The 19,053-nt window shown below is 69.4% G+C and carries 12 protein-coding genes and 1 other RNA gene; 9 read left to right on the forward strand and 4 right to left on the reverse strand.

Going from position 1 to position 19,053, the window contains the following annotated elements; translation table 11 throughout:
- Positions 1–136: 136 nt before the first annotated feature.
- Positions 137–1,243: a peptide chain release factor 2 gene (gene prfB / locus OG246_RS13900; protein WP_266460808.1), complete on the forward strand. Its 1,107-nt coding sequence runs from the start codon at positions 137–139 to the stop codon at positions 1,241–1,243.
- 304 nt (positions 1,244–1,547) lie between these two features.
- Positions 1,548–2,384: a hypothetical protein gene (locus tag OG246_RS13905; protein WP_266460811.1), complete on the forward strand. Its 837-nt coding sequence runs from the start codon at positions 1,548–1,550 to the stop codon at positions 2,382–2,384.
- Between the two features lie 148 nt (positions 2,385–2,532).
- On the opposite strand, the gene OG246_RS13910 is transcribed toward OG246_RS13905, so the two are convergent.
- Positions 2,533–2,724 carry a hypothetical protein gene (locus tag OG246_RS13910; protein ID WP_266460813.1) on the reverse strand — a complete coding sequence of 64 codons (192 nt, stop codon included), beginning with the start codon at positions 2,722–2,724 and terminating at the stop codon, positions 2,533–2,535.
- A gap of 384 nt (positions 2,725–3,108) precedes the next feature.
- Here OG246_RS13910 and ftsE point away from each other — a divergent pair, with 384 nt between their 5' ends.
- From ftsE to OG246_RS13945, 7 genes are all read left to right on the forward strand, one after another.
- Entirely contained in the window at positions 3,109–3,798 is a 690-nt protein-coding gene (gene ftsE, locus OG246_RS13915) for a cell division ATP-binding protein FtsE (RefSeq protein ID WP_266460816.1), read from the forward strand.
- Positions 3,799–3,844: 46 nt separating this feature from the next.
- Complete coding sequence (gene ftsX, locus OG246_RS13920; RefSeq protein WP_266460820.1) at positions 3,845–4,762, forward strand: permease-like cell division protein FtsX; 918 nt, start codon at positions 3,845–3,847, stop codon at positions 4,760–4,762.
- 67 nt (positions 4,763–4,829) lie between these two features.
- Positions 4,830–6,014: a S41 family peptidase gene (locus OG246_RS13925; protein ID WP_266460823.1), complete on the forward strand. Its 1,185-nt coding sequence runs from the start codon at positions 4,830–4,832 to the stop codon at positions 6,012–6,014.
- Between the two features lie 82 nt (positions 6,015–6,096).
- Positions 6,097–6,633 carry an SsrA-binding protein SmpB gene (gene smpB / locus OG246_RS13930; RefSeq protein WP_266464194.1) on the forward strand — a complete coding sequence of 179 codons (537 nt, stop codon included), beginning with the start codon at positions 6,097–6,099 and terminating at the stop codon, positions 6,631–6,633.
- A gap of 98 nt (positions 6,634–6,731) precedes the next feature.
- Positions 6,732–7,119, forward strand: a transfer-messenger RNA (tmRNA) gene (ssrA, locus tag OG246_RS13935).
- A gap of 437 nt (positions 7,120–7,556) precedes the next feature.
- A complete protein-coding gene (locus tag OG246_RS13940; RefSeq protein ID WP_266460827.1) occupies positions 7,557–12,017 on the forward strand; it encodes an RICIN domain-containing protein in 4,461 nt (1,486 codons plus the stop codon).
- Complete coding sequence (locus OG246_RS13945; RefSeq protein ID WP_266460830.1) at positions 12,014–12,757, forward strand: hypothetical protein; 744 nt, start codon at positions 12,014–12,016, stop codon at positions 12,755–12,757. The genes OG246_RS13940 and OG246_RS13945 overlap by 4 nt, the downstream gene beginning before the upstream one ends.
- A 76-nt stretch (positions 12,758–12,833) precedes the next feature.
- On the opposite strand, the gene OG246_RS13950 is transcribed toward OG246_RS13945, so the two are convergent.
- Genes OG246_RS13950 through yicI form a run of 3 tightly spaced genes read right to left on the reverse strand, consistent with a single transcriptional unit; the run spans position 12,834 to position 19,050 of the window.
- A complete protein-coding gene (locus OG246_RS13950; protein ID WP_266460835.1) occupies positions 12,834–15,773 on the reverse strand; it encodes a glycoside hydrolase family 3 protein in 2,940 nt (979 codons plus the stop codon).
- Between the two features lie 11 nt (positions 15,774–15,784).
- Entirely contained in the window at positions 15,785–16,798 is a 1,014-nt protein-coding gene (locus OG246_RS13955; RefSeq protein WP_266460838.1) for a LacI family DNA-binding transcriptional regulator, read from the reverse strand.
- A complete protein-coding gene (yicI, locus tag OG246_RS13960) occupies positions 16,798–19,050 on the reverse strand; it encodes an alpha-xylosidase (RefSeq protein WP_266460841.1) in 2,253 nt (750 codons plus the stop codon). The genes OG246_RS13955 and yicI overlap by 1 nt, the downstream gene beginning before the upstream one ends.
- Positions 19,051–19,053: the final 3 nt, after the last annotated feature.

Raw genomic sequence — 19,053 nt, forward strand, 5'->3', positions numbered from 1 at the left:
GCGCGATGCGGGGTCTGGGGGCGGAGCCCCCAGGAAGCAAGGGACGGGTAGGGGCGGAGGGGGCGAAAACCCACCCCCCAGCCCCGCCCCGGACCGAGGGGCCGGCCCCGGTTGTCGTAGCCGTTACGCTGGAGGCGTGGCAGTCGTCGATGTATCCGAAGAGCTCAAGTCCCTCTCCTCGACCATGGAGTCGATCGAGGCCGTCCTGGACCTCGACAAGATGAGGGCAGATGTCGCCGTGCTCGAGGAGCAGGCGGCCGCGCCGTCCCTGTGGGACGACCCGGACGAGGCGCAGAAGATCACCAGCAAGCTGAGCCACCTCCAGGCGGAGGTCAGGAAGGCCGAGGCGCTGCGCGGGCGTATCGACGATCTGAGCGTGCTCTTCGAGATGGCCGAGGAGGAGGACGACCCGGACACCCGTGCCGAGGCCGAGACGGAGCTCACGGCCGTCAAGAAGGCGCTGGACGAGATGGAAGTCCGGACCCTGCTCTCCGGCGAGTACGACTCCCGCGAGGCCGTCGTCACCATCCGCGCCGAGGCCGGCGGCGTCGACGCCTCCGACTTCACCGAGAAGCTGCAGCGCATGTACCTGCGCTGGGCGGAGCGCCACGGCTACAAGACGGAGCTCTACGAGACCTCGTACGCGGAAGAGGCCGGCATCAAGTCGACCACCTTCGCCGTCCACGTCCCGTACGCCTACGGAACGCTCTCCGTGGAGCAGGGCACCCACCGCCTTGTCCGGATCTCGCCCTTCGACAACCAGGGACGCCGCCAGACCTCGTTCGCCGGCGTCGAGATCCTGCCGGTCGTCGAGCAGACCGACCACATCGAGATCGACGAGTCCGAGCTGCGCGTGGACGTGTACCGGTCGTCGGGACCGGGCGGCCAGGGCGTCAACACGACCGACTCCGCGGTCCGCCTGACCCACCTCCCCACCGGGATCGTGGTGTCCTGCCAGAACGAGCGGTCGCAGATCCAGAACAAGGCCAGCGCGATGAACGTGCTCCAGGCCAAGCTGCTCGAGCGGCGCCGCCAGGAGGAGCAGGCCAGGATGGACGCGCTCAAGGGCGACGGCGGCAACTCCTGGGGAAACCAGATGCGTTCGTACGTCCTGCACCCGTACCAGATGGTCAAGGACCTGCGCACGGAGTTCGAAGTCGGTAACCCCGAGGCCGTGTTCAACGGTGAGATCGACGGTTTCCTCGAGGCCGGAATTCGCTGGCGCAAGCAGCAGGAGAAGTAAGCGGGTTCATCAACACCGCTTTGTCGACAAGGCAACTGCCGTCTCATGGACGGCAGTTGCCTTTTGTGTGTGGGATGTCTGGGGCTTACATCACAGTCACATGACTCACGGCAGGCAAATGATGTTGATCCGGACATCGCGCGCGCAACGACCTTGACGTTGCTTTGAAAAGTGGGGATGGTAACGCGTGGCATGCGTATCTCTGGGGCGCATGTGAACCGGGGGGCTTGAACGAAGCCACCTGTGACGCCGTGGCCCCGGGCGCTGTTCCATTGACGAATTAGCTACTGGGGGTAGCAGCCGAATGACGAAGAAGACGCGGATCCGTGTGGCACGGATAGCCGCTGGTGCCGTGATCGCCGCCGGCGCCTCGCTGACCGCAGCCGGAGCCGCTTCGGCCCTGGACATCGATGTTGAAGCAGGACCGCTCAGCGTCAGCGTGAGCGACGACGGCACCGGTGACGACGGTGGCACCGACGACGACTGCCCCATCGGTGTCTGCACCGACGGTGGTACGACCGGTGACACGACCACGGGCGGTACGACCGGGGACACGACCACCGGCGGTACGACGGGTGACACGACCGGCGGCACCACTGGTGACACGACCACCGGTGGCACGACCGGGGACACGACCACCGGCGGTACGACGGGTGACACGACCGGCGGCACCACTGGTGACACGACCACCGGTGGCACGACCGGGGACACGACCACCGGCGGTACGACCGGTGACACGACCGGCGGCACCACTGGTGACACGACCACGGGCGGTACCACCGGGGACACGACCACCGGCGGTACGACCGGTGACACGACCACGGGCGGCACCACCGGTGGCACGACGTCCGGCGGTACGACGGGTGACACGACCACGGGCGGTACGACCGGGGACACGACGACCGGCGGCACCGACCCCGACGGCGGCGGCAACACCCCGGTCGAGCAGGGCGAGGGTTCCTCGTCCCTGACCGACACCGGCTCGGACACCTCGGCCCAGGGCTCGGGCGGCGAGCTCGCCGAGACGGGTGCCGCCGAGACCACCTTCCTGCTGATCGGCGCCGCGACGATGATCGCCGGCGGTATCGGCTTCCGTCTGCTGCCGCGCCTCATGGCCGGCCGCGGCGGTGCCGTCGCCTGACGCACACGCGCGTAAGAAGGGCCCGGAGCGTCATGCTCCGGGCCCTTCTCATATCGTCTCTAGTGTCCGGCTCTCGTGTCAGCGGGCGCTCCGGGCCCCCTTCAGGCCGGGGGCGCGATGGCCGCCGTAACGCCGGAATCCGCGGGTCTCACACCGTCTGGTGGGCCACCAGTGCCAGTGCCGCGATCAGCACGGCCAGCAGTGAGATCAGTGCCATGGGGTTCATGCCCGCGAAGGGGCTCTCCTGCTGAAGCCGCTCCCGGTTCGCCCGGCAGACGCGGCAGCGCCCTTCGCTCACGGGCGCCGCGCAGTTCGCGCACACCAGTCGGTCGTACGTCATGCGCTTGCCCTCCTTGCGCCGGCTCTCCGCGTACATAACGCTGCGGGGAACGCAACCGTTCCCCCTCCACTGTGCCAGGTTCCGCGGATTTCGGCGCGGTTCGCCTTATCCTGCCCCGGCGCTCCGCGCCTTAGCCGTGAAAAGAACACTCTCATCGGGGTGGCTGGGCTTCGTCCCGCGGCTGCGGCGCGGATGTGGTTGCTCGCGCAGTTCCCCGCGCCCCTATGGGGCGCCTCCTGCGAGGTGCCTCGCAGGAGGCGCCCCGGTACCAAAGAGACGTACAAAAACGCACAAGCCGCGCGCAACCCCGACCGGCGACTGCGCTGGCACACCCGGTTCGCGTATGGTCACGCACACCTACCCCCGGCGACCCGTGGTGCATCCGTGATCCGATTCGACAATGTCTCCAAGGTCTACCCCAAGCAGACCCGCCCTGCACTCAGGGATGTCTCTCTTGAGGTCGAGCGCGGAGAGTTCGTGTTCCTCGTGGGGTCCTCCGGCTCCGGAAAGTCCACCTTCCTGCGGCTGATCCTCCGCGAGGAGCGGACCAGCCACGGCCAGGTGCACGTCCTGGGCAAAGACCTCGCGCGTCTCTCCAACTGGAAGGTGCCGCAGATGCGCCGCCAGCTGGGGACCGTGTTCCAGGACTTCCGTCTGCTGCCGAACAAGACGGTCGCGGAGAACGTCGCCTTCGCGCAGGAGGTCATCGGCAAGTCGCGCGGCGAGATCCGCAAGTCCGTGCCCCAGGTGCTCGACCTCGTCGGGCTCGGCGGCAAGGAGGAGCGGATGCCCGGTGAGCTGTCCGGTGGTGAGCAGCAGCGCGTCGCGATCGCGAGAGCGTTCGTGAACCGGCCCAAGCTGCTCATCGCCGACGAGCCGACCGGAAACCTCGACCCGCAGACCTCCGTCGGCATCATGAAGCTGCTCGACCGCATCAACCGGACGGGCACGACCGTGCTGATGGCTACGCACGACCAGAACATCGTGGACCAGATGCGCAAGCGCGTCATCGAGCTGGAGCAGGGCCGTCTCGTCCGCGACCAGGCGCGTGGCGTCTACGGCTACCAGCACTGACCGCGACTCTCCCGCACCTGTCCATGGAAAGGCCTGAGTAGACGCCATGCGCGCCCAGTTCGTCTTGTCGGAGATCGGAGTCGGTCTCCGCCGAAACCTGACCATGACCTTCGCGGTCGTCGTGTCGGTCGCCCTCTCGCTCGCCCTGTTCGGCGGTTCGCTTCTGATGAGCGACCAGGTGAGCACCATGAAGGGCTACTGGTACGACAAGGTCAACGTCTCGATCTTCCTCTGCAACAAGAGCGACGCGGAGTCCGACCCCAACTGCGCCAAGGGTGCGGTCACCGCCGACCAGAAGAAGGAGATCCTCGCCGACCTGGACAAGTCCACGGTCGTCGACAACGTCACCTATGAGTCGGCGGACGCGGCCTACAAGCACTACAAGGAGCAGTTCGGCGACTCCCCGCTGGCCGCGTCCCTCACGCCGGACCAGATGCAGGAGTCGTACCGGATCAAGCTGAAGGACCCGGAGAAGTACCAGGTCATCGCGACCGCCTTCGACGGGCGGGACGGCGTGCAGTCCGTGCAGGACCAGAAGGGCATCCTGGACAACCTCTTCGGGCTGCTCAACGGCATGAACTGGGCCGCCCGCGCGGTCATGGCGATGATGCTCGTCGTCGCGCTGATGCTGATCGTCAACACGGTGCGCGTCTCCGCGTTCAGCCGTCGGCGCGAAACCGGCATCATGCGCCTGGTCGGCGCCTCGGGCTTCTACATCCAGGCCCCGTTCATCATGGAGGCCGCCGTCGCCGGGCTCATCGGCGGTGGGGTCGCGTGCGGCTTCCTGGTCATCGCGCGGTATTTCATCATCGACCACGGTCTGGCCCTGTCCGAGAAGCTGAATCTGATCAACTTCATCGGCTGGGACGCCGTTCTGACGAAGCTGCCGCTCATCCTGGCGACGAGTCTGCTGATGCCGGCGCTTGCCGCGTTCTTCGCGTTGCGCAAGTACCTGAAGGTGTGACGCATGCCAAGGGGGCCGTACTGCCAACCGGCGGTGCGGCCCTTCGCGTTGTCCTAGACTCACCGGCATGTCAGGCCGTGACCTGTTCTGTCAGCCCCGCCGCATCCGCCGCGGGGCCGCCCTGACATTGCTTTTCGCCAGCGTCTTCGTCGCCGGCGCGGCAACGGGATCCTTTCCCGACCCCGGCCGGAAAACCACCTCCTCTCCTTCCTCCGCTTCTTCCGGGGACCGTTCGACGCCGGCCAGCGACCAGGAAGAGGTCACCGAGGCCGCCGAGAAGGCCATGGCCGACGGGAAGTCGCCCATGGAGGCCGCCGAGCGCGCGGTGAGCCGCAGCGGCGACCGCTGGGGCGCGGTCTACTCCCAGGGCGAGTACGAGGAGTTCGAGGAAGCCCTCGACGGCCAGTACACCGGCGTCGGGCTGTGGGCCAGGCGCGAGAGCGACGGACGTATCGAAGTGACCCGCGTGCAGAGCGGCTCGCCCGCGGCCGCCGCGGGCATCCGCAAGGGCGACCTGCTGCGCAGCGTCGACGGCGAGAAGGTCGACGGCCGCCCGGTGACCGAGGTCGTCTCCTTACTGCGCGGTGACGCGGAGGACGCCGCCGCCGGTACGGAGGTCTCGCTCGGTCTGCAGCGGGGCACGCGCGCGTGGAGCGAGACTCTGCGCCGGGCGCTGCTGTCCACGGACTCCGTGACCGTGAGCAAGCTCGCCGACGGCGTCACCGTGATCAAGGTCGACGCCTTCACCAAGGGCGCGGGCGATCTCGTACAGGCCGCGGTCGCCCAGGCACCGCAGGGCTCCGGGATCGCTCTCGACCTGCGTGGCAACTCCGGCGGCCTGGTCACCGAGGCCGTCACCGCCGCCTCCGCCTTCCTCGACGGCGGCCTCGTCGCCACGTACGACGTGGACGGCGATCAGCGCGCCCTGCACGCCGAACCCGGCGGCGACACCACCAGACCTCTGGTCGTGCTCGTCGACGGCGGCACGATGAGCGCGGCCGAGCTGCTCACCGGCGCCCTCCAGGACCGCGGCCGTGCGGTCGTCGTGGGCTCCCAGACCTTCGGCAAGGGCTCGGTCCAGATGCCGAGCCGGCTGCCCGACGGCTCCGTCGCCGAGCTGACCGTCGGGCACTACCGCACTCCGTCCGGGCGCGGCGTCGACGGGCAGGGCATCACCCCCGACCTGGACGTGGACGCAAAGGCGATGGAGCAGGCCGAGACCGTACTCAGCGGGCTCGGGGACCCGTCGTAGCCGACTGAGGCATCTCTCGCGTAATCGGCTTTCCCTCTCACCCCCCTGTAGTGCGAAAATGGCCAGCACTATGAGCAAGGGAATGTACGTACCGAAGGAGTCCCAGCCGAAGCAGGGCGGTCAGGCGGGCTCCGGCAAGGCCAAGGACGGCAAGCGCAAGATCGTCGCGCAGAACAAGAAGGCACGGCACGACTACGCGATCATCGACACCTACGAGGCCGGGCTCGTCCTGACCGGCACCGAGGTGAAGTCGCTGAGGCAGGGCCGCGCCTCGCTGGCCGACGGCTTCGTCCAGATCGACGGCAACGAGGCGTGGCTGCACAACGCCCACATCCCCGAGTACAGCCAGGGCAGCTGGACCAACCACTCCGCGCGCCGCAAGCGCAAGCTGCTCCTGCACCGCGAGGAGATCGACAAGCTGGCGTCGAAGTCCGAGGAGACGGGTCACACGATCGTGCCCCTCGTCCTGTACTTCAAGGACGGCCGGGCGAAGGCCGAGATCGCGCTCGCCAGGGGCAAGAAGGAGTACGACAAGCGGCAGACCCTGCGGGAGAAGCAGGACCGGCGGGAGTCGGACCGCGCGATCGCGGCAGCCAAGCGGAAGCAGCGGGGCGAGTAGGTGGCCGGTCCCCGGAAATAGGTTGGCGTCGTCGTGCGTTGTTCACGTACGATGGGTCGTGCACCTCACAGCAGGTGCGCGTTTTGAAAAATAAACATGGGGATGATCGGTTTCGACAGCGGCTGTCGAAGCAGGGGAAGCGAGCCGAGGAAGCGGCAATGATCTCGTAAACCATATGTCGCAAACAATAATCGCCACTTCTAAGAGCGATTCCCAGTCCTTCGCCCTCGCTGCCTAATAACAGCGACTGAAGGACCCTAAAAGGGTGTCAGCCCGGGAGTGTTCCCGACCCGGATCCTGGCATAATCTAGGGAACTAAACCGCCGAGCCCGGTCACGGGGTTCGGTGGGAAATCAAACAGTGACTGGGCCTGTCGGAGGCTTGTTCGCGAGAACTCCGGGGCCGAGAAAAGCGTAGCGAACTGCGCTCGGAGAAGCCCTGATTCTGCACCGTTGGACGCGGGTTCGATTCCCGCCATCTCCACTCATCCCATGTTTTGCATTGAATGGAAAAGCCCCGTCGCTTTCGAGCGGCGGGGCTTTTCCATGTTCGCCTCCGGGGGCTCACCCTTCACAGACGCCGCACATGTTGGCTACTGTTCGGTCGCACCGTCGGCTTTCGGCCGCGAGCGCGCGGGTCTTGTCCTGCGCACCCGCGTCGCGCCCATGGTGGCCGCCGCGCTCGGCGGAGTTGACCACTCCGTTGCCCGCGCACGTCAATCAGCGACCGGGGGAACACCGTCGCTAGGGGGAGGGGTACACCGTCATGCCGCGATGCCTGACGCATCTGAGGACGCATCCGAGCCGTACAGGCTCCTGACCGCGAGTCCTGACCGCCTCGCGGCGCCTCCACCTTCTCGCCGGCGCCTCCACCTCCTCGTACGGGCCCCCGCCTGCCCTCCTCACGACAAACGGGATCTTCTCTTGCGTTCCAGACCAGGGTTCTTCATACCCCCGACGCGGAAATCCGGACACTTCGCGCGAATAGTTCCGTCGGTTCTCGCGCTCGCCGTGCTGGCCACGGTCGCCGCCCGGACCGACCTGCCCGACGACCGGGCCACCGACTTCAGCCCGGTGGCCGACAGTTACGACGGCTTCGACGCCAAGGCCGCCGAGCAACTCCGCCAGGACCAGTGCCTGATGGCCGACGTGCTGCGCATGGGCGGTGCGTCGATGTACACGACCGCGCAGGCGGGGCTCAACCAGACTCCGGACAAGCTGCGCACCACGGCCAACCGCGAGTACTGGAACACCACTCCGCTCTCCACGGCGTTCGTCCAGGACAAGGCCGTCGCCGACAAGGAGGGGGACGCGCTCAACGCCTACGTCGACGTATGGAAGAAGCCCCTTGACGGCCTGAGCACCCCCGCCGGGTTCACCGTGACCGGCTTCCACTGGCCTCCGGGGACCACCGGCACGGGCCCGGGCTTCTTCGAGCAGACCGGCCTGAGCCAGTGGACCGCGGCCCAGTTCTGGAAGTCCGAGGGCGACTTCTACGAGGACCCGACCCCGCTCGCCGACGAGGCGACGGTCAAGGCGGTCAAGGACCTCGGCACCCCGGTCTACGGCAAGACCCCGGACCCGTCGCTGCCCGGTCAGCAGTGGCAGCAGGCCTTCGCCGAACACCAGGCGTGGGACGGCCTGGTGAACTGGTCCATGGAGCCGACCGGCGCGGACAACGCCCGGCTGTTCCTCTCCTCCGGCGGTTTCCCGCGCACCGCGCCCGAGCCCGGCAGTGTCGAGTACCGCCTCGCGGTCGAGGACCTGAAGACCCGGTTCGCCTCCTGCGCCTGGCGCACCCCGGTCGACCCGAGCAAGGTCCTGGGCAAGGAGGTCGCGTCCGCGTCCGCCGAGTGGCAGCAGGAGATCGCCGCCCAGGCCACCCAGCGCAACCAGATCCTGAACTCCAACCGCGACGCGACCAAGGCGCTCGCCGCCGGCTCCAAGTCGCTGGGCGAGATGCTCGGCCAGTCGTGGATCGCCGACCGGCTGGCGCGCTGGCAGGACTACTGGTCCGCCGGAGGCCCCGGCTGGATCGGCGACAGCCCGATGGTCGTGCACGCGCACGGCGCCGCCGACAAGTGCCTCGAGGTGGGGGCGAGCAAGAAGGACAACGGCACGCCGGTGCAGATCTACACCTGCAACGGCAGCGCCGGGCAGAAGTGGGAGATCCGCGACGACGCGTTCGTCAACGTCAACTCCGGCAAGTGCCTGGAAGTGAAGGGCGCCGGCGCCGCGAACGGTACGACGCTGCAGATCTGGACCTGCAACAACAGCGCCGCGCAGAAGTGGGAGCACAACACCCACGCGGCCACGCGCATGTTCAACCCGGGCACCGGCAACTGCCTCGACCTCGCGACGTACGACAACGGCCGTGACGCGCGGATGTGGGACTGCAGGGGCACCGACCCGCAGAAGTTCGACATGACGCCCTCCGGTCACAACGGCACCGAGAAGCTGGACTACCCGACCAAGGCCCAGTTCGACCAGGCGAAGGCGGGCGTCACGGCCGCCCAGGCCGCGGCGAAGAAGCAGCTCGACCTGCTCAAGGCCCAGGCCACCGCAGCGAAGACCGCCGCGACCACCACGGACACCGCGACGCAGGCGGCCTACGCGGTCGCCGACAAGGCGGGTGCCCCCAGAGGCCGCGGTCTGCTGGTCGGACAGCAGAAGGCCCAGGTCACCAAGGCCTCGGCCGCCGCCCTTGACGCCTTGTCCAAGGCCGGTGACACCGCCTACGCGGCCACCCGCGCCGCCGCCGGTGACAGCGCGACCATCGCCGCCCGTGCCGTGACGCAGGCCGCGCAGTCGAAGGCCGCGTTCCGTACGGCCGCCGCCAACGAGGCCAGGGCCCAGGCGAAGGCCGCCGCCGACGCGGCCGCCGTACAGGCGCAGAACGCGAAGACTGCCAGGGATCTCGCCAAGGCGAAGCTGGCCGAGACGCAGAAGGCGGAGGCCGACGCGAAGTCGGCGGCCGCCACCGCGCACGCCAAGCGGCTCTCGGCGGAGGCGGAGGAAGCCACCGCGAAGGCGGAGAAGGCGACCGCCGCGCAGAAGCAGGCCGAGGCCGCCCAGCACAAGAACAACGCCCAGGGCTACGCGAAGACCGCGACGGAGGCCAAGGGCAGGGCGGAGACCTCCGAAGGCACCGCCCGCGACCGGCGCATCGACGCCGAAGCCGCCCGGGACCGGGCGAAGGGCAAGCGGGACGACGCCTGGGACGCCGAGAGCAAGGCGAACGCGGCCCGTGCCAAGGCCGACGCCAAGGACGCCTACGCCGACGCCCACGACGCGTCCGACGACGCGACGGAGTCGCGGGCGGCGGCGAACGACGCCGACAAGGCCGCCGATGACGCCGAGTCGGCTGCGGGTTCGGCCCGTTCCGAGGCGAACGCGGCGACCCAGGCGGCGGCCGATGCCGACGCCGCGGCGACGCGCGCGGAGGCCGCGGCGAAGCGGGCCCGTTCCGACGCCGACGACGCCCAGGCCGCCAAGCTGAAGGCGGACGCCGCCGTGCGGACGGCGACCAGTGCCGCCGCGGATGCCATCAAGGCCTCCCAGGCCGCGGCATCGGCGGCACGCACAGCGGTCGAGCTGGCCGACGACGCGGAGAAGTCCGCGGCCGACGCCAAGAAACAGGCCGACGCGGCGCAGGCCGAGGCGGTCAAGGCGGTCGCGGGTGCGGCCGACGCCGTCGGTCACGCGTACGTCACCGCGCAGGCGGCCGAGGACGCCGGTGCCTCGGCGAAGCAGGTCGCCGCTCCGGCGAACGACGCGATCCAGCTCGGCTCGCCCTATGTCACCACCGACTCCGCCGCGGGGCTCGTGGTGCTGACGGGGCAGTCGTCGAAGACGCTCGCCGAGCAGCAGCAGGCCGTCGCCGAGGCGCACGCCGCCAACGCCCAGAAGGCCGCCGAGCAGGCGCAGAGTGTCGCGAACGCGGCGACCGGGGACGCGAAGGCGGCGTACACGCTGGCGGCCGAGGCCGCCGGATTCGCCGCCAACGCCCGCAAGTCGGCGAAGGAGGCGCTCGGTTACGCCGCCGAGGCGGCCAAGTACGCGGCGGAGGCGCAGAAGTCACTCGCCCGCACCATCGAGTACGACCAGCAGGCCACCGAGGACGCCGACGCGGCCGACAAGGCGGCCGGACGTGCCGAGGGCTACGCCAAGGACGCCCGCGACTCGGCAGACCAGGCGGCCCTGGACGCGGCAGCGGCTCGCACCGCGGCGGCCGAGGCCGAGCAGGCGGCGAAGGACGCCCGCGCGGCGGCCGACCGCGCGGACACCGAGGCCACGCTGGCGGAGGAGGCGGCGAAGGACGCGCAGAAGTACGCCGATTCTGCGCAGCAGGCCGCCGACGAAGCCGGCAGGAAGGAGGCGAACCAGCAGGTCGCCACGGGCGGCGCCACCGGCGAGGAGGGTGTCTTCTACATCGTCGACAAGGTCACCGAGTCGGGACCGGCCAAGCAGCTCAACACGTGCGACTACGTGCCGCAGGGCTGCACGGTGACGTGGGAGCTGACCCTCGATGTCACGGCCAGCTTCTACTTCTGCGTCAACCCCGATGTCCCCGCCACCGAGTCCGGCTGCCCGAAGGCGGACGCGGTGTTCCTCGGCACGGAGATCTTCAAGGACCAGACACAGGAGTGGACCCACCACTTCAGCTTCGGCGACATCACCCGGATCGGCTGGCAGAACCTCTTCGGAGAGAAGGCCGGTGCGATCCTGTACGAGATCGTGCTGGGTGACGTCGCCCGCTGCTACCACGGCGACAAGTCCAGCTGCGCCTGGGCCGCCGCGATCGTCGTACCGGGCAGGGTCGCCGAGAAGCTCGCCGAGGCGGTCAAGCTCGCCGGCCGGGTCGAACTGGCCGTCAAGACCGGTGAGAAGGCCGCGGACGTGCTCGCGGACCTGAAGAAGATCTACGGGGAGAAGGGCGCCCTCCAGGTCGGCGACGCCACCAGCGCCGCGGGCATGGGGCTGCGTATCGCGAAGGCCGTGGTGGAACGGGCGAAGATCGCCCGGGGCACCCTCGACCCCAAGCTGCTGGACCGGCTCAAGGACGCCGGCGTGAAGTTCAGCAAGGCGGACACGATCTGGATCATCGAGTACGCCAAGCCGGGTGTGCCCCTCGCCTGGCTGGAGAAGGGCGACGTCTACGCGGGCCTGACCCATATCATGTTCCGGCACGCCGGAGAGTTCGCGAGCGCGGGTGTCCGGGTGGAGGACATCCCGGCCCTCGTGAAGACGGCCCTGACCGAGGGTGCGAGGGTCGGCAGCCAGAACGGACGGCCGATCTTCGAGGTCGCCTTCCAGGGCAAGACCCAGCGCGTAGCCATCAGCGTGGGCGACAACGGATACGTGATCGGAGCGAACATCGCATGACCGCCGAAGAACCGCGGGACATGCTCGTGCAGGCCCGGGGCGAGCCGTCTCCCCTGTACGAGCCGGAGGATCCCCGGGCCCACGAGGACCTCGGCGCCTTCACCCGCAACGTCCCGCTCGACGACGACCGGCCGGCCCTCCCGGCCGATCTGGCGGACGCGCTGCGCTCCTGGTCGCTGACCCGCCCGCCGGGCGGGTTCACCTCCCGCCCGGACCTGCGCAAGCACGTCAAGCAGGGTCTGGCGCTCGCCCAGCGGCTGGCGAGGCGGCTCGGGCCGTCGTGGGTGGTGCGTTACTGGGACGAGCAGCACAGGACGGCGAAGTGGGTGTGCTGGGGCTGCGACCGCTTCCACTGGGAGCGCGACAGCCACGGCACACCCCCGCACCCGGTCGACATCACCGTCGAAGGCGAGTTCAAGTTCGGTCCGCTGCGCTCCGACGGATTCGGGGACTTCTTCCCGGATGATCCCGCCGCCGCGCTGGCCCTGTCCGACGACCTCGTCGCCGATCTGTACAGGTGGGCGGAGAGCATCGACACCACGCTGAACCTGCACCTGCGGGACCGGGAGGACGGCAAGTACGACGCCGACTGGCAGCGGCTGTTCCACGAAGGGGCGGAACTGGCGAAACGGGTCGCGCACGAACTGGGCCCGGACCGGAAGGTGACCTACAAAGGCGTGGCCAATGGTGGCCTGGCCGCGCTGACGTCCGTCACCTGGCAAGGGGACCGGCAGCTGTAGGCGCGAGCAGATGTGGACGGCAAGGGCCCGCACCCGGGTGGGTGCGGGCCCTTGCCGTGTGAGTACACGCCTGGGATCAGCGCAGGCTGAACGTCGACAGGCGCAGGCCCCGCGACAGGACCAGGTACACGTCCATGCGCCCCTTCGCCGAGGCCGACAGATCGGTGGTCACCGTCGTGTAGGCGTACGGCGATGAGGTGCCGGCAGTCGTCGCCGTGCCGACGAGCCGTCCGGTGGGGGAGCCGAGCCGGACCTGGACCGTGCCGGACGGGCCGGCCACCCTGGCGCTGAACTCGGTGGCGCCGGAACCCAGTTGGGTGTCCGCGTACTTCAACCAGGCGCCGTCGGCGGAGGCCTCCACCGCCGTTCCCCGTGCCTTCGACTCGTCCACCAGTCTTATGGCGTCGTAGTCGTCGAAGTTCTCCGCGCGGGTCGGCTTCGCCAGGTTCCGGGCCGGGATCGTCTCGCCCTTCACCTGCCAGGCGTCACTGGCGCGGATGTCCGCCGACGAGCCGCCGACCAGGACGTCGTACGTCCCGTTCTCCACCACCCACTTCGCACGCGTGACGTCCCAGTGGGCGAGGTCGTTCCGCGCCACCTTCAGCCGGACCGTCCTCGTCTCGCCCGGCTTCAGCGACACCCGCTGGAAGGCCTTCAGCTGCTTCAGCGGCTGTTCGTCGCGGGAGGCGCGCTGGTGGGTGTAGAGCTGGACGACCTCGTCGCCCGCCCGGCCGCCGGTGTTCGTGACCTTCACCTCGTAGCCGCCGGTCACCCGCTTCAGGCCGGTGTAGCGGAAGGAGGTGTACGAGAGCCCGTAGCCGAAGGGGTACAGCGGCCGCCCCTCGAAGTACTGGTACGTGCGCCCGGACTTGATGATGTCGTAGTCGAGGATCGACGGGAGGTCGGAGGCCGACCGGTACCAGGTCTGGGTGAGGCGGCCCGCCGGGTTCGCGTCGCCGTAGAGGAGGTCGGCGAGGGCGTTGCCGGTCTCCTGGCCCGCGTGGGTGGTCCACAGCAGGGCGGGGACCTCCTGCTGGAGGGCGCCGAGGGTGGTGGGGTAGCTGTTCTCGACGATCACGACGGTCTTCGGGTTTGCCGCGTGGACGGCCCTGACCAGGGCTTCCTGTGCGGGCGCCAGGCCCATGTCCGTACGGTCGTGGGCCTCGCGGCCGTTGATCGCCGGCATCGAGCCGACCACGACGATCGCCGTGTCCTTGCCCTTCACCGCGGCCACGGCCTCCTCGACCCCGCTGCGGACGACGTCCTTCGTGTAGTGGGCGGCCTGCTCCTCGGCGACCAGGCCGAGGGTGCCGTCGTCGCCGGTGGGGCCGAGGTAGACGGGGTTCGACCACCATGGCTCGCCGGTCTCGTATCCGGCGTACCGGAGGAGGTACGTCCCGTCGTCCTGCCGCTCCAGCTGGAACTGCTGCTGCACGTACCAACCGCCGGGCTGCACCTGGTCGTTGACGAAGTTCGACCAGTTGTAGCCGACGTACCTGCCGTTGGCGGCCGAGCGCAGGGTCACGATGCCGGAGCCCCAGTCGAACACGTCGAACTGGGCGGCCGTACCCGTGTCCGCGCTCTCCTTGAGGGCCGCTCCCGAGTCGCCGGTGCCCGCCGTGACGTACCTGCCCGTCGTTGTGTTCTTCAGCGCGATCCGGTCCACGCCCTCGCTGCTCGCAACAGAGGTGCCGAGCTTCGCCGCGATGCCGTCCTTGGGGGTGACGGAGTAGGGGAGGGTGCCCGAGTACCAGTCGGTGTAGAGGGTGTCGGCGAGGGGGCCGACGACGGCGAGGTTCTTCTGCGTGGAGGCGTCCAGGGGGAGTGCCTTGTCGTTCTTCAGCAGGACCGCTGCCTCGGTCGCGGCCTCGCGGGCCAGCTTCTGGTGCGCCGGGCTGTTGATGACGGACCCGTCGATGGCGCCGAACCTGCCGCCGCCCGGGTCGAATTCGCCGAGGCGGACGCGGATGGCGAGGATGTGGGACACCGCCTCGTCGATGTCCGACTCCACCAACAAGCCTTGCTGCAAGGCCGAGTTGATCGCCGTGATCGTCGGGGCCGGGGACGCGCTGTTGTCCGTGAAGCTGTCGATGCCGGCCTTCAGAGCGGCCGCGTCGCCCTCGGCGAGGGTGGGGTAGTACTGCTGGTCGCCGACGAGATTGCCCGGGGCGAAGGCGTCGGTGACGTTCAGGAGGGTCTGGTCCGTCCAGCCGCGCACGGTGTCGTCCAGGTCCGGATTCACCGTCGCGGGGCGGCCGTTGACCAGGTTGTAGGAGGACATGACGCCGGTCGCCGCGTCCGCCTCGACGGCCGGCCTGAACGCCGCCTCGTCGTACTCGTGCTGGACGCGGGGGCGCAGGTCGGAGGAGGTGGTGGTGCGGTTCACCTCGTTGTTGTTGGCGAGGTAGTGCTTCAGGGTGGGTGCCGTCTTGAGATGGTCGGGGTCGCCGCCGGTCAGGCCGCTGCCGTACGCCGTCGAGATCGCACCCGTGAGGTACGGGTCCTCGGAGTAGCCCTCCTCGTTGCGTCCCCAGCGCGGGTCGCGCAGCAGGTTCACCACGGGCGCCCACAGGTTGAGGCCCCAGCCGTCGGGGCGCTCCTGCTGGAAGCCGCGCGCCTCGTCACCGACCGCCGAACCGACCTGCTCCATCAGCTCCGGGTCCCAGGTCGAGGCCAGCCCGACCGCCTGCGGGAAGACGGTGGTCTCGCCGAGCCAGGCCACCCCGTGCAGGGCCTCGGTGCCGGTGCGGAACGACTGGATGCCGAGGCGGGGGATCGCGGGCTCGTGCTGGTGGAGGAGGGAGACCTTCTCGTCGAGCGTCAGCCGCCCGAGCAGGTCGTCGACCCGTCTGTCCACGGGGAGGTTCGGATTGCGGAAGGCGTACGCCGGGGTGTCCGCGCCGGCGGGGGCGGTGGCGACCAGGCCCGCGATCAGCGCGAGGGCCAGGACGAGCGTGGTTCGCTGTCTTGTCTTGCCTTGTCTTCTCTTGCCTGTTCCTCTCTTGCCTTTCCTCATGACACGGCTCCTCAAGGGGTCAGTGTGCGCGGCGCTGTACTGGCCCGCTCCGTCAGCCGGGGGGCGAGCAGCGTCGCCTCCGGTACGGGCGTGCCGTCCAGCTTCTTCATCAGCAACTCGACCGCCTGCGCGCCCACTTCGGCGGACGGTATGGCGATGGAGGTGACGGGGACGCGGACGTTCTCGGCGAGCTCGTCCGGGCAGATGGCGGTGACGGACAGGTCACCGGGGACCCGCAGTCCGAGTTGCTCGAAGGCGTCGATCAGCGGTTCCAGAACCGGTTCGTTGTGCACGACGACACCCGTCAACGCCGGGTACTCGCGCAGCAGTTGCTCGGCGACCCGGCGTGCGGCGGCCGGTGTCGCCTCGCAGGGGTGGACGGAGGACGCGAGCCCGCCCCGGTCGGCCGCGGCCGTGAACCCCCGCACCACGCGCTGCGCGAACCCGGTCTCCCGCACATACACCTCGGGCGGCGACCCGACCAGCGCGACCACGCGGTGCCCGAGCCGCGCCAGATGCTCCACGCACAGCTCGCCCGCCGCCTTGAAGTCCAGGTCGATACAGGTGAGCCCCTCGGCGAAGGAGGGGAACCCGATGAGCACGGACGGCCGGTCGAGCGCACGCAGCAACGGCAGCCGGGGATCGTGGAGTTGGACGTCCATCACGATCAGCGCGTCCACCAGCGCCGTGTCCGCGACCCTCCGCAGCCCGTCCTCGCCCTCCTCCTGCGTGAGCAGCAGCACGTCGTGGTCGTGCCGTCGCGCCGCCGTCACCACGGACACCGCGAACTGCATGACGACCGGCACATGGACCCCGCCCCGCAGCGGCACCACCAGCGCCACCACGTTCGACCGGCTGCTGGCGAGGGCCCGCGCACCCGCGTGCGGCCGGTATCCCAGCTTGCGGATGCTCGCCTCGACGCGCTGCCGGGTCTCCTCGGAGATCGGACGCTTGCCGCTGAGGGCGTACGACACGGTGCTGGGGGACACCCCGGCGTGCCGCGCCACATCGGTGATCTTCACCATCAGCCCAGCTCCACTGTCAGGAACCCGGTTCCGGCCCGGGCCCGCACCTCGCGCCCGCCCGCCGCAAGCCCCCACGGCGCCCCCGGATCACTGGACGAGGCCCGCAGGGTGTCCCCCTCCCGTACGACCGTGAAGGTCACGCCGCCCACAGTCACCGTCGTCTGCGCGCCGCGCTCCAGGCCGAACGCGCGCAGGGTGACCCCGTCGGCGTGGTCGTAGTCCGGCCTGTCGTCCACGGCCCCCACCGGAATCACCGCCCCGGGCCGGACAAGGAGCGGCACGCTCAGGAATCCGTGCTGCTCCCGCACCCAGCGCGGCCCGGTCACGGTCCGCCCGCTGAGGAAATGGGTCCAGGTGCCCTCGGGCACGTAGTACGACACGTCTCCCTCGTCGGAGAACACCGGCGCGACCAGCAGGTCGGGACCGAGCATGTACTGCCGCTCCAGATGCGCGCACCCGGGATCGTCCGGGAACTCCAGGACCATCGCCCGCATCACCGGCACGCCCTCGGCGTGGGCGGCGCGCGCGGCCTCGTACAGATAGGGCATGAGGCCGAGCTTCAGCCGCGTGAACAGCCGCAGTACGTCCACGGCCTCCTCGTCGAACAGCCAGGGCACGCGGTACGAGGACGAGCCGTGCAGCCTGCTGTGCGAGGACAGCAGCCCGAAGGCGATCCACCGCTTGAACAGCGCGGGCGTCGGCGTCCCCTCGAACCCGCCGATGTCATGGCTCCAGAACCCGAACCCCGACATCCCGAGGCTCAGTCCGCCGCGCAGCGACTCGGCCATCGACTCGTACGTCGCCTCGCAGTCGCCGCCCCAGTGCACGGGGAACTTCTGGCTCCCGGTGGTGGCGGAGCGGGCGAAGACGACGGCTTCCGCCTCGCCCCGGTGTTTGCGGAGCACATCGAACACGGTCTGGTTGTAGAGGTAGGTGTAGTAGTTGTGCATCCGCTCGGGGTCGGCGCCGTCCGCGTACGCGACGTCCACCGGGACGCGCTCACCGAAGTCGGTCTTGAAGCAGTCGACGCCCTGGGAGAGCAGTGCTTCCAGTTTGGCCGCGTACCACTCGCGCGCGGCCGGGTTGGTGAAGTCGACGAGTGCCATGCCCGGTTGCCACAGGTCCCACTGCCAGACGCTTCCGTCCGGCCGCTTGAGCAGATGTCCGAGCGCCCGTCCCTCCGCGAACAGCGGCGAGCGCTGCGCGATGTACGGATTGATCCATACGCAGATCCGCAGGCCCTTCTCCTTCAGCCGCGCGAGCATCCCCGCCGGATCCGGGAAGACCCGCGGATCCCACTGGAAGTCGCACCAGTTGAACTCGCGCATCCAGAAGCAGTCGAAGTGGAATACGGAGAGCGGGAGTTCGCGCTCCCGCATGCCGTCGATGAAGGAGGTGACGGTGGCTTCGTCGTAGGAGGTGGTGAAGGAGGTCGACAGCCACAGGCCGAAGGACCAGGAAGGCGGGAGGGCCGGGCGGCCGGTGAGGGCCGTGTACTTGCGCAGGATGTCCTTCGGGGTCGGGCCGTGGATGACGTAGTACGTCAACTGCTGTGTCTCGGCGCTGAACTGCACCCGGGACACCGCCTCCGAGCCGACCTCGAAGGAGACCCGGCCGGGGTGGTCGACGAAGACGCCGTACCCCGCGTCCGTCAGATAGAACGGCACGTTCTTGTAGGCCTGTTCGGTCGCCGTGCCGCCGTCCGCGTTCCACATGTCCACGACCTGGCCGTTCTTGACCAGCGGCCCGAAGCGCTCACCGAGGCCGTAGACCTGGGTGCCGACACCGAGGTTCAGCTGCTCGCGCAGGAAGTGCGCGCCGGTCGCGTCCCGCATGATGCCCATGCCCTTGGGGCCGCTGGTGGTGAGTGTGCGGCCGTGGGCGAGGAAGTCGACGTGCCAGGGGGTGGTGCGGGCGACCCTTACGGAGAGGGCGCCCGAGGTGAGTACGGCGTGGTCGTCGTCGTACGACACGTGCGTTGTACCGAATTCGTCGTGGGAGAGCTCGAATTGGGGCCTTCGGGGCTCCTCGCCCTCGAAGTGGGTGAACGTGACGCCGATGACGTCGGGCATCGGCGCGTGTGCGGTGATCGTCACGACCGGTCCCTTCAGCAGGTCGCCGCGGTGGCGGATGGGCTGGGTCGGCGCGTGGATCTCCAGGCTCCCCGGCCCGGACGTCACATCGAGGACCTCGACCGGGTGGGCCGCGGTGACACCCTCGCGCAGCAGCCAGTAGCCGTCGGTGAACTTCACGCC

Origin of the sequence: Streptomyces sp. NBC_00620 (assembly GCF_026341825.1) — a bacterium.
Classification (GTDB): Bacteria; Actinomycetota; Actinomycetes; order Streptomycetales; family Streptomycetaceae; genus Streptomyces.